General features: G+C 39.9%; 10 protein-coding genes. 9 read left to right on the forward strand and 1 reads right to left on the reverse strand.

All coding sequences use genetic code 11. The features are described 5' to 3' along the window. Nucleotides 1-74: 74 nt before the first annotated feature. The 6 genes from SG0102_RS07655 to SG0102_RS07680 all read left to right on the forward strand — a co-directional run bounded on the left by SG0102_RS07655 (nucleotide 75) and on the right by SG0102_RS07680 (nucleotide 6,100). The gene (locus SG0102_RS07655; RefSeq protein ID WP_125119392.1) at nucleotides 75-857 is read left to right on the forward strand and encodes a hypothetical protein; all 783 of its coding nucleotides are present in this window, start codon (nucleotides 75-77) and stop codon (nucleotides 855-857) included. 285 nt (nucleotides 858-1,142) lie between these two features. Beyond that, complete coding sequence (locus SG0102_RS07660; protein WP_125119393.1) at nucleotides 1,143-1,367, forward strand: DUF896 domain-containing protein; 225 nt, start codon at nucleotides 1,143-1,145, stop codon at nucleotides 1,365-1,367. An 81-nt stretch (nucleotides 1,368-1,448) separates the two neighbouring features. Beyond that, complete coding sequence (gene tkt, locus SG0102_RS07665) at nucleotides 1,449-3,434, forward strand: transketolase (protein ID WP_125119394.1); 1,986 nt, start codon at nucleotides 1,449-1,451, stop codon at nucleotides 3,432-3,434. A 190-nt stretch (nucleotides 3,435-3,624) separates the two neighbouring features. After that, nucleotides 3,625-5,145 carry an LCP family protein gene (locus SG0102_RS07670; protein WP_125119395.1) on the forward strand — a complete coding sequence of 507 codons (1,521 nt, stop codon included), beginning with the start codon at nucleotides 3,625-3,627 and terminating at the stop codon, nucleotides 5,143-5,145. 86 nt (nucleotides 5,146-5,231) lie between these two features. Beyond that, nucleotides 5,232-5,438 carry a YneF family protein gene (locus SG0102_RS07675; protein ID WP_179951187.1) on the forward strand — a complete coding sequence of 69 codons (207 nt, stop codon included), beginning with the start codon at nucleotides 5,232-5,234 and terminating at the stop codon, nucleotides 5,436-5,438. Nucleotides 5,439-5,467: 29 nt separating this feature from the next. Continuing rightward, the gene (locus tag SG0102_RS07680) at nucleotides 5,468-6,100 is read left to right on the forward strand and encodes a histidine phosphatase family protein (RefSeq protein ID WP_125119396.1); all 633 of its coding nucleotides are present in this window, start codon (nucleotides 5,468-5,470) and stop codon (nucleotides 6,098-6,100) included. Between the two features lie 22 nt (nucleotides 6,101-6,122). Here SG0102_RS07680 and plsY read toward each other — a convergent pair whose 3' ends face one another. Continuing rightward, nucleotides 6,123-6,734 (reverse strand): glycerol-3-phosphate 1-O-acyltransferase PlsY, encoded by a 612-nt coding sequence (gene plsY, locus SG0102_RS07685; protein ID WP_125119397.1) that lies wholly within the window; start codon nucleotides 6,732-6,734, stop codon nucleotides 6,123-6,125. A 148-nt stretch (nucleotides 6,735-6,882) separates the two neighbouring features. Here plsY and SG0102_RS07690 point away from each other — a divergent pair, with 148 nt between their 5' ends. The 3 genes from SG0102_RS07690 to parC all read left to right on the forward strand — a co-directional run bounded on the left by SG0102_RS07690 (nucleotide 6,883) and on the right by parC (nucleotide 12,192). Beyond that, nucleotides 6,883-7,521, forward strand: a complete 639-nt coding sequence (locus SG0102_RS07690) for a pyridoxamine 5'-phosphate oxidase family protein (protein WP_125119398.1) — start codon at nucleotides 6,883-6,885, stop codon at nucleotides 7,519-7,521. Nucleotides 7,522-7,637: 116 nt separating this feature from the next. Next, nucleotides 7,638-9,602: a DNA topoisomerase IV subunit B gene (gene parE, locus SG0102_RS07695; protein ID WP_125119399.1), complete on the forward strand. Its 1,965-nt coding sequence runs from the start codon at nucleotides 7,638-7,640 to the stop codon at nucleotides 9,600-9,602. Then, nucleotides 9,586-12,192 (forward strand): DNA topoisomerase IV subunit A, encoded by a 2,607-nt coding sequence (parC, locus tag SG0102_RS07700; RefSeq protein WP_125119400.1) that lies wholly within the window; start codon nucleotides 9,586-9,588, stop codon nucleotides 12,190-12,192. Before parE ends, parC begins: the two co-directional genes overlap by 17 nt. The last annotated feature ends 53 nt before the right edge of the window (nucleotides 12,193-12,245 follow it).

The raw sequence follows: 12,245 nt of genomic DNA on the forward strand, positions 1-12,245 counted from the left end.
AAGAGCAGGATCTTTTTTGTGCGAGTTCCTCTGAAATATGTTATAATTTCTACAAAGGAAGAGGGAAGATGATTATGAAAAAGATTGTAAGTATGATGGTGGCTTTGATGATGATCTTTTGTCAGAGCATCAGCATCAAGGCAGAAGGCCTGCCGGCAGTTGAAAAGATCACCTGGCAAAGTTACCAGTATAGGAACGATGCCCAACAAGTACGTTTTTCCTGGACGTCTGTGCCCGGTGCTGATGGCTATGAAGTTTATTTTTATAATGATATTGATCACTTTAGCATGCCCATCGAGAGACTGAACTACACGACTTATGTCTGGAGCACACAAGATGGATCGTATCGCAATTTTGGTGTGAGAGCCTATAAAAAAGTCAATGGTAAAACGATCTATGGCCCGTGGAAGTATTTTTTCTTCACGGATGAGGATCTTGATCGCCTCACGAATAAACGATTATGCTATAAAGCACCAAAGGGATATCGCAGCGTTCGGATCGTCTCTGTAAACTCTCAAAAGGTGAGCTTCAAGAAGTCTTTTGTCATTGATGAATATGACACATGCTATGCTGGCAGCGGGAAAACAAAAACCTATCGCTTTGCGAAAAACTGTCAGTATTTTACCTGTGATGAACAAATGCATAAACAGACAGGATACTGGAAATTAATTAAGGTGAATCAGGCATCATTTTTAAAAAGCTTTAAAAAACATGCTTATTTTTATCCGCAATATTTTAAGCCTTATATTAAGACGATCAAAGGGAAGAAGTATAAGGTGATATTAGGCGGCGAAATCGCTTATGTGAAGATCAAAAATAATAAAATTGCAGTTATAAAACTCTTAGAAAACTGTTAGCAGGCAGGAGGACACTTGGTGTTCTCTTTTTTGGCGCACTTCAGAAAATAGCATTTTAGATTTCGCGATGAACATAATTGACAGGTTTCAAAGAAATGTTATAATGAGGGTGACCTAAGAGTATATATGAATTTCCTACATAATCGATAAGGGAATCTGACTGGTCGTTACCGTGTTGAAAACCTGGGCGTATGCACTAGGGATCCTGAAGTAACGCCAAGGTGCCCACCTGTACATAACAGGGATAATCGCAAGCCTCTTAGGTCTTTTTAACGAGGTAAATGTATGGCAAATGAAATGGAACAGCTGATTGCAGAAATCAATGCATTAGCACATAAAAGTAAAGAAGTCGGTTTAACCGATGAAGAAAAAGAGCGTCAGCAGGCACTGCGCGCCAAATATATTGAAATCTTTAAAGGGAACCTTCGTTCTCAGCTTGAAAACATTCGTGTTGTCGATCCGAATGGAAACGATATCACGCCTAGACGTAAACATAAAAAGGTAAATTAATTTGTAAAATGATTAGTTTACCTTTTAATAATAATTTTTTTTGTATATAATGAGTCATAGAACTAGGGGGACTATATAACTATGGATTCGACACTATCTATTGCGACAATTCGTTCTTTAGTGATCGATATGATCAATAAGGCGAATTCTGGCCATCCCGGGATGGCTATTGGCTCAGCGCCAGCACTTTATACATTATGGACAAAGGAATTAAGAGTCTTTGCCGACCAGCCAAAATGGCAGAACCGCGATCGCTTTGTTTTGGCGAGTGGTCACGCTTGTGCGCTTCTTTATTCATTACTCCATTTATCTGGCTATGATCTTTCAATGGAAGATTTAAAACAGTTCAGACAATGGGAATCTAAGACACCAGGTCATCCTGAAATGAGAATCACCGAAGGCGTTGATGCTTCTTCGGGTCCTCTTGGTCAGGGCCTTCCAACCGCTGTCGGAATGGCTATTGCCGAAAAGTTTTTAGCGGAAAAATTTAATAAAGATGGCTTTGATGTTGTTGATCATTATACTTATGTTTTATGTGGTGATGGTGATATGCAGGAAGGAGTCACTTATGAAGGCTCTTCACTCGCAGGTCATTTGGCATTAGGAAAACTTATTGTCATTTATGATGCCAATAATGTCACTCTTGATGGACCATTATCTTATTCATTTAGCGAAAACGTTAAAAAACGTTATGAAGCGATGAACTGGCAGGTTATTGAAGTGGCTGACGGTGAAGATATCAATGCCATTTCTAAAGCTATTAAAAAGGCGAAACGGGAAAAATTTAAACCATCATTAATTATCAATCATACAGTGATTGGTCGCGGCAGTGCTAAAGAGGGCACAAATGCGGTTCATGGTGCACCGCTCGGCGCTGAAGATGGCAAGCGTGCAAAACAGTCTTATGGCTTTGATTATGATGAAGAATTCTTTGTACCAGAAGAAGTGTATGACGATTTCAAGAAAAACGTTTATACACGCTCTAAACGCGCCTTCAATAAATGGTTTAAGATGATGAGCCGTTACAGAGAAGAATATCCAGAAGATTATAAAGCTTATGAAGCTGCCATTTCTGGTCGCTACTATTTAGATATTAAACCATTGTTAGATCAGTTCCAGCCTGGGATGAGCGAAGCAACCCGTAATACGAGCTTAACATGTATTCAGGAAGTCGCTAAACAGCTTCCGACTTTTATTTCCGGAACGGCTGATTTAGCCTCTTCTACCAAGACGACAATCAAAGGGGAAGAGCGCTTCTCACCAGAAAACTATGCTGGTCGTAATATGTACTTTGGGATCCGTGAATTTGCGATGGTCTGCATCATGAACGGGATCACTTTACATAAAGGAATCAAGATTGCGGCTGGCGGTTTCTTAGTCTTCTCAGATTACTTCAAAGCCGGCTTACGTATGGCTTGTCTGCAGGAACTGCCAATTATCTTACCATTATCCCATGATTCTATTGCCGTCGGGGAAGATGGGCCAACCCATCAGCCTGTTGAACAGCTTGCTTCATTGCGTTCAATGCTGGACTTATTAGTTATTCGTCCTGCTGATGCTAATGAAATGGCTTGTGCCTGGAAGATTGCTGTAGAATCACAGTCTACCCCAACTGCGCTTATCTTAACCCGTCAGAATGTCGAAAACTGTACCAATGCGGCTTACGAAGATGTCATCCGCGGCGCCTATATTGTTTCTCCGGAACAGGATGAATTAGATGGTATTATCATTGCCACTGGTTCAGAAGTCGAATTAGCCTTAAAGACTCAAAAAGAATTATTTGCGTTAGGCTATAAAGGGGTCCGCGTTGTCTCAATGCCATGTACGGAATTATTCGATGCCCAAAATAGTGAATACAAAGATTATATCTTACCAAAATCATGCCGTCGTCGTATGTCGATTGAAATGGCGAGTGACTTTGGCTGGTATAAATATATCGGTTTAGATGGTTATGCGATGTGTGTGAATACCTTTGGTTCAAGTGCACCAGCAAGCCGGGTGATTCCGGAATATGGTTTCACTGTTGAAAATGCGGTTCAGAATTATTTAAAATTATGTGACGAATAATGACAAACCTGAGAGTGATCTCAGGTTTTTTTGATCTTTTTAGAAATGATCCTTCAAAATATCATAAGAGCATACTTTGAGGAATGAAATAACTGTGAATGAAAGAACTTAAGATTATCTTAAAAAATCCTTTTTCAATCGCCTTAGTTCATGTATAATTCATGAGAAGAGAGAGAGGAGCTTGAACAAAGTGTTTAATCGAAGAATCTTTTCACTGATTCAGATCATTGCGTCGATTGCCTTTTTAATCACGATGATCACATCTGGATTATTTCCAGTCAAGTATATTATTATATTTATTATTATTTTTGTGGTTTTAGTCATCTTATTTGACAAAATGATGAAGCCTAAGAAAGTTTTAGTCGCGGCGCCGCGTCATGCCCGGGGCTATAAGAAAGTCAAAAAGAATGGTAAAAGACAGCTTGTTGGCCGCGTTTTAACATTGCTTGTCTCAATTTTCTTATTTGTTGGCTGCTTCTATGTCCATACCGGATCAAGTACGATCGCCACTTTAACGAGCAGCGATAATACGATCACGACCCGTTATAATCTTTATACTTTAAAAAGTAAAGGGTATAATAGCGTAAGTGATTTAGAAAACAAAACGATCGCCAATGCTGGCAGCTTTGATAGTACTGACTTCAATACGGCGAGCAAAGCACTGCAGAAGAAAATCAGCTATCAGGCTAAGGCTTTTACGTCTTACCAGCAAATGGAAAATGCTCTCTATAACGGCGAAGTAGATGCTATTTTAATGAACGGCTATTATGAGACAATGATGAAGAAATATCATGCTAACTTTGTTAATGATGTTTCAGCTGTATGGTATACTGAGATGAAAGAAACAGCTAGCAGCACTGCCGCGGCAAAGGATTTCTCAAAAGATACGTTTACGATTTATTTATCAGGTGTTGATAGCCGTGGCGGGGTAACGAAAACATCACGTTCGGATTCCAATATCTTAGTGACGATCAATCCAAAAACTAAACAAATCTTAATGACCAGTATCCCGCGTGACTATTATGTCAACTTTGCGATGGCCCAAGGGGCAAAAGATAAATTGACGCATGCAGCGTTATTTGGGACGATTAACTCAATGCGGACGATTGAAAAATTTATGGGTATTAAGATTGATTTCTATTGTCGTGTTAACTTTGAAGCGCTCGTTAAAATTGTCGATGCGTTAGATGGCATTAAAGTCTACTCTGATAAAGCCTTTACGCCATGGACCAACCATAGTGTGCGCATTAAAAAAGGCTGGCAGACAATGGATGGAAAAACGGCTTTAGCGTTTGCTCGTGAACGTAAGACGTATACCGAAGGGGACCGTCATCGTGCCGCTAATCAGCAGGCAGTGATGAAAGCCATTATTAAAAAAATGGAATCACCAAAGATTCTGACGAATTTCTCTCAGCTGATGAGTGCGATTAGCGGCTTATTCCAGACCGATATTTCAACGGCGCAGTTACGCCAGTTAGTCAATTATCAGCTTGACAACAATGTCGATTGGACCTTCTCACAGTCGGTCTTAAAAGGAACCTCACAAAAGCAGTTAGGCGGTCTGTTAATGCCAAATACTGCCATTTATTATATGACCCCTGATGCAAAGTCTATTTTAGAAAATGCGACTTACATTACCGATATGCAAGCTGGCAAGAAGATAACTGTCAGCAGTGATTCTTCTTTGGCGAGTGAAACGGATGAAACTTAGGTTAAAGCGAAGTGTCTCTTCGCTTTTTCTTTTACAAATCATTTTGTCTATGTTATAATACTTTTCGAAAAAATGGAGGTAACACTATGGCTATTTGGTATGTTTTAATTGGTGTAGTCATCGGTATGATTGCCGGTTTCTTCTTAGCGCGTTACTTATTCAAGAAAGAAATGAAGAAGAATCCACCAATCAACGAAAAAATGATCCGTGCAATGTTTAGAGAAATGGGACGCAAACCAAACGAAGCACAGATTCGTCGTATTATGAAAAACGTGAATGATTCATATAAATAAGGATTCGTCCTTATTTTTCTTTTGATGCGATGAAGATTTATATTACAAGACATTCAAGAACACTCTGGAATGAGCAGAAACGCCTGCAAGGGAGAAAGGATTCTCCACTTACAAAGGAAGGCATCGCCAATGCGAAGGCCTTATCCGCATATGTGAAGGATCTGCCGATTGATGCGATCTACTCGAGTCCTATTCCAAGAGCTTATAAAACGGCAAAACTGGTTTTCCCTGATCGTGAAATTATCAAAGATGACCGCTTGATGGAAATGAACTTTGGTGTTTGTGAAGGGATGTATTTAGATGAGATTCCCGCAGATTTAAAAACAGTTTATACCCGTCTTTGGCAACATCCGGAATTATCAAAAGGGTTGCCAGAAGGGGAAACCTATGATCAGATTGAAGCGCGCGTTTCTTCTTTCCTAGAAGAGATCACGCATTCTGATTTAGAGTCTGTCTTTCTTGTGACCCATGGTTTCTGTTTTACGATTTTCGTTTCTCTGATGTTAGGTTTAAAACGAGAAGAGTATACAAAAGTGAACCAGCGCATTGTTAATGGCTGTTCGTTAACGATCTTTGATTATCAAGATGGTCATTACACGCAGGAATGTTACGGGGATAACCATTTCCTGCCTTACAAAACGAAAGATGTTTTTGCACGTTAAAAGGAGATCACTTGATCTCCTTTTATTTCATCCAGGTAATTTTTCTTTCAGTGCCTTGTTTGATGCGATCAATATTTGATGCATGCTTATAAATAACTAAGCAGGTAATCAGGATATTGGTAATAATACACATTGTTGGTTCATTGAGGAATGGCGCCGCAATAACGACAGCAACGCAGCCTAACATTGATGATAATGAGACATACTTTGAAAGTTTTAAAACGACAAAGAAGGTCACAAAGGCAATGAGGAAAGCATAGATGTTAGTCATCAAAGCATAAGCGATGGCGCTTGATACGCCTTTACCGCCTTTAAAGCCGGCAAAAACTGGATAACAGTGACCGATGATGCAGGCTAAGCCTGATAAGTAGTAGAAGTCCATCGAGATCCCCATCTGATGCACAAATAATAAAGTAATGCCCATAGATACGATACATTTTGTCGCATCTAGGATAATTACGGCTAAACCGGCTGGCTTGCCTAAAACACGTCCGGCATTTGTACCGCCTAGGTTCCCTGAACCATAGTTACGGACATCCTTATGAAAAAATAATTTCCCTATCACTAAAGCGAAAGGTATAGAGCCATATAAGTAGCTCATGACGATCAATAAGATTGGTATTAAGATCTTCACAATATTCACCTCGTGAGCTCATTATACAATATTCATTCGTTTTTTCAATTGAAAATGAATACGAAAGATTTGATCAGTAAAATGATAGATGTAATTATAATATTGATATCATAAAAGAAACAGTTATGATGAAGGGGAGGTGAGGGACATGACATTGACAGAAATTTTAGATTTATTAACGAAGGAGATCCATTCGGTTGTGATCGCGACGACCCATGAGGGTAAGCCAGTGACAAGGGTCATTGATGTGATGATGCATGATGAGCAGACATTTTATTTTTTAACGGCTAAAGGTAAAGCCTTTTATGAAGAGCTGATGGATCAAAAGTATATTGCTTTAACGGGCATGTGCTCAGGAGAAGCTTATAATAAAAAGGAAGCGAGTCTGCATATGAAGGCCATCTCTGTACGCGGCGAGATTGAGAATGTCAAAACGGAACATTTAGATGACATTTTTGAACGAAATCCTTATATGGCAGATATTTATCCGACAAAAGAAAGCCGCCAGGCCTTAGAAGTATTTAAAATGACAAAAGGCAGCGGGGAAGTCTTTGATTTATCGACGAAACCGATCACTCGTTTCGCTTTTACGATTGGAAGTGAAAAGCAAGAGACAAGCGGTTATGCCATTAATGACCACTGTGTTGGCTGTGAAGAGTGCGTGAAGGTTTGTCCGACAAATTGTATTCAGCACGAGACGATTCCTTTTGTGATTGATAATATGCATTGTCTTCATTGTGGAAACTGTTTAGCAGTCTGCCATTTTCAAGCAGTTGAAAAATTTTAATACTATTAAGGCGGTAAATATGTTATATTTATAAAGATGCGAGTAAAAGGATCGTAACGATATAAAAATATCATGTATGTATCGCCTTTTTTCGCTTTCATAAGGAGGTTGATGAAATGTCCAGTCATTATGATGAGTCTGATATTCAGATTTTAAAAGGACTTGAAGCCGTAAGAAAGAGACCAGGGATGTATATCGGTTCAACCGATAGTCGTGGTTTACACCACCTGATCTGGGAAATTGTCGATAACTCAATTGATGAAGCGTTAGCGGGTTATGGCAAAAAAATTACGGTGACTTTACATAAAGATGACAGTGTGACTGTCGCCGATGAAGGACGTGGGATGCCGACAGGGACCAATCAGGAAACGGGTCGACCAACCCCAGAAGTCATTTTGACGGTGCTTCATGCCGGAGGAAAATTCTCGAGTGATGGCGGTTATAAGACTTCAGGCGGCTTACATGGTGTTGGGTCTTCTGTTGTCAATGCCTTAAGTGAATATTTAGATTTAACCATCTATCGTGATGGTACTATTTATAAACAGCGTTTTTCGCAAGGCGGCAGTGTGATTGATGAACCGGAAATTGGCGGGAAAACCAAGAAAACCGGAACAGTCATTCATTTTAAACCAGATATTACGATTTTTAATAAAATTAACTTTAATTTCTCGACCGTTTCTGAACGTTTACGCGAAGATGCTTTTTTATTAAAAGGCATTGAAATGGTGCTTATTGATGAACGCAGTGAGCGCGAAGAACATTATCATTATGAACATGGGCTAGAAGAATTTATCAGCTGGCTCAATAGCGGAAAACATAAAAGCATTTCAAAGATTGTCAGCTTTGATGATACCGCCCATGAAATTGAAACGGAAATTGCCTTACAGTTTAATGATGGCTATTCGGAAAATATTGTCTCTTTCGTTAACTTAGTGCGTACCGGTGATGGCGGAACCCACGAAATGGGCTTTAAATCGGGCTTAACGAAAGTGTTCAATGAATATGCCCGGAAATATGAACTGCTCAAAAAGAAAGATAAAAACTTAGAAGGCAGTGATGTGCGAGAAGGGTTAACAGCGATCATCTCGATTAAAGTGCCAGAAGAATTATTACAGTTCGAAGGGCAGACCAAAGGAAAATTAGGGACACCGATCGCCCGTAATATTTTAGAGCAGGTGACGATTGAACAGTTAACCTATTACTTAGAAGAAAATAAAGAAGAAGCGGATGCGTTAGTCGCTAAGATGATCAAAGCGGCGAGTGCTCGTAATGCGGCGCGTAAAGCAAGAGAAGCGGAACGGGGCAGTAAAGCGAAAAGAGAACGTCAGATTTTAAGTGGAAAATTGGCCCCTGCGCAGTCAAAAAATAAGCATAAAAATGAATTGTACTTAGTCGAAGGGGATTCCGCCGGCGGCAGCGCGAAGCAAGGCCGTGATCGTAAGTTCCAGGCCATCTTGCCGCTGCGTGGGAAAGTCGTCAATACGGAACGTGCATCGCTAGCGGATGTGCTGAAAAATGAAGAAATTGCGACGATGATCAATACGATCAATGCTGGTTATGGCTCAGATTTCCATGCCGAAGATTCGGCTTATGATAAAATCATTATCATGACCGATGCCGATACCGATGGGGCACATATTCAGATCTTGTTATTAACGTTCTTCTATCGCTATATGAAAGGTCTTATCCAGGCTGGAAAAGTGTATATTGCCATGCCGCCATTATATAAAGTGGCGAAGAAAAATGGTAAACCGATCTACTGCTGGGATGATAAAGAACTCGAAGAAGCGAAAAAGAAAGTTGGCCGCGGTTATAATGTTCAGCGTTACAAAGGGTTAGGGGAAATGAATGCGGACCAGTTATGGGAAACGACGATGAATCCGGAAACCCGTACGCTTATTCAGGTGGGCATTGAAGATGCAGCTTTAGTGGAACGTCGCGTCTCTGTCTTAATGGGTGATAAAGTCGAACCACGTCGTGAATGGATTGAAGATAATGTGGCCTTCTCCATGGGCGATGACTTTGATGCTTTCACAATGGATCAGAAACAGTTATTAGGAGGTCATGATGGAAAACGATAGTAAGATTTTAAAGATGTCCTTAGATGACATCATGGGAGACCGTTTTGGCCGTTATTCTAAATATATTATTCAGGACCGTGCTTTGCCGGATGTCCGTGATGGATTAAAACCAGTACAGCGCCGTATTCTTTATGCCATGTATAAAGAAGGCAACTTACCAAATAAGCCTTATCGTAAATCGGCAAAAACGGTCGGGGTTGTTATTGGTAACTATCATCCGCATGGGGACTTTTCCGTTTATGAAGCGATGGTGCGTCTCTCGCAGGAATGGAAGATGCGCATGCCATTAGTTGACATGCAGGGGAATAACGGGTCTATTGATAATGACCCGGCCGCGGCGATGCGATATACCGAAGCGCGTTTAGCGCCAATTGCCTTAGAGTTACTGCGGGATATTGATAAAGATACCGTTGAAATGGCTTTAAACTTCGATGATACGGAGTATGAACCAACGGTTTTACCAGCTAAATATCCTAACTTATTAGTCAATGGCGCAACGGGGATTTCGGCTGGTTATGCGACTGATATTCCGCCGCATAACTTAGGTGAAGTCATTGATGCCACGATTTATCGCATTAAACATCCTCATTGCACTTTTGAACAGCTTCATAAATATATTAAAGGGCCAGATTTCCCAACGGGCGGGATTGTCGAAGGCTCAAAGGAAATTGCCAATGCTTTGCGCAAAGGCCGCGGCAAGGTTATTGTTCGTTCTCAGACGACGATTGAAGAAAAGAAGAATATGAATCAGATTATCATTACGGAAATTCCTTATGAAGTGAATAAAGCCGAATTGGTTCGTAAGATTGATGAAATTCGCTTTAATCGTGATATTGATGGGATCTTGGAAGTCCGTGATGAATCGGATCGTACCGGTTTGCGGATTGTCATTGATTTAAAGAAAGATGTCGATGCGAATAATACGCTTAACTATTTCTTTAAAAATACCGACTTACAAAAGAATTATTCTTATAATATGACAGCCATCAAGGATAAACGTCCTGAATTAATGGGCATTGAAGAGATTATTGATGGGTATATCAATCATGAAATTGAAGTCGTAACGAGAAGTTCACTCTTTGATTTAGAGAAGGCGAAGAAACGTGAACATATCGTTGAAGGCTTGATTAAGGCGGTATCGATCTTAGATGAGGTCGTGCATACGATTCGTCAGTCAAAAGATAAAGCGGATGCGAAGAAGAACTTAATGGCCGCTTATGGCTTTACTGAAGCGCAGGCGGAAGCAATTGTAATGTTACAGTTATATCGTTTAACCAATACGGATATTGTCGCACTGCAAAATGAACAAAATGAATTACAGGCCTTAATTGCCCATTTACAAGCGATCTTGGATTCCGATGAGGTGTTAAGAGGCGTTATTATTGATGATTTAAAGGCGATTAAGAAGAAATATCCAACCCCACGTTTAACGAAGATTCAGGAAGAAGTTCGTGATACATCGATTGACGATAAAGCGATGATTATCAGTGAAGACTGTTTAGTGTCTTTAACACGTGATGGCTATCTGAAAAAGATTTCTCTTCGTTCTTATAAAGCCAGCGCTGGGACACCTATTGGAAAAAAGGATGATGATCAGTTATGCGCTTTATTTGAAGCCAATACTGTGCAAACAATCTTAGCTTTTACAAACAAAGGCAATTACTGCTTTATTCCGGTTCATAAGATTGATGAATTCAAATGGAAAGATTTAGGCAAACATATCAGTTATCTGATTAAGGTGCCTAATGATGAAAAATTCATCGGGGCTATTTTAGTGAAAGATTTCCAAAGTGAAAACTATGTTGTCCTCGCTTCTCGTCAGGGGCAGATCAAACGCGTGGCCATCAAAGATTTTGAAGTCAGTCGTTTCTCGAAACCATTAAAGTGTATGAACTTAAAAGATCAGGATGAACTCATTGATGTGCAGCTATCTGATGGGCATAAAGGGCTCGTCTTAACTTCTAAAGCTGGTTATTGCGCTTTATATAGTGAATCAGAAGTTTCCATCTTAGGGATTAAAGCGGGCGGTATTAAAGGTTTGCGTCTCAATAATGATACTTTAGCCTTTATGCGCGTTTTTGATCCATTAAAAGTGGAATCACTCATGATCTTTAGTCATCCTTCGGGTATTAAGCGTCTTCACTTAAGTGATATACCAGCAACCAAACGCGGTAATAAAGGTGTTCTCATTTATAAGGCGCCAAAAACCAAACAAACGTCTATTATTAATGGGTTTGTCATGGACACGAATGACACATTAGATCTCTATGGCGGGCAGGAGATGTTGACGATTACGGCAAAAGATTATAACTTTATGCCATTATCTTCTCGGATGGGTACGATCAAAGATTTTAAAGATACGGATATTTCCTATATTTATGATGCCCGGATGTTAATCGCTGAACCTCACGCTGAGGAAACGGGCGATATGAAAGTGGATTTAGAAGTCAAAGCGGAACCTTCATTATTTGATGAAGAAGAAGTGGAAACGATTGAACCAGTAAAGAAAAAAGAAGTGAAAAAGAAGAAAGAAAAGACAAAGTTTGAACCAATATCCTTTGACGATTTATTAAAGGATGACAACTTTTAAAGGATACATCGCGTATCCTTTCTTTTCGTAAAGAATTAGTGTACAATACATAA

This window comes from Intestinibaculum porci, from assembly GCF_003925875.1.
In the GTDB taxonomy this organism is placed as follows: domain Bacteria; phylum Bacillota_I; class Bacilli_A; order Erysipelotrichales; family Coprobacillaceae; genus Intestinibaculum; species Intestinibaculum porci.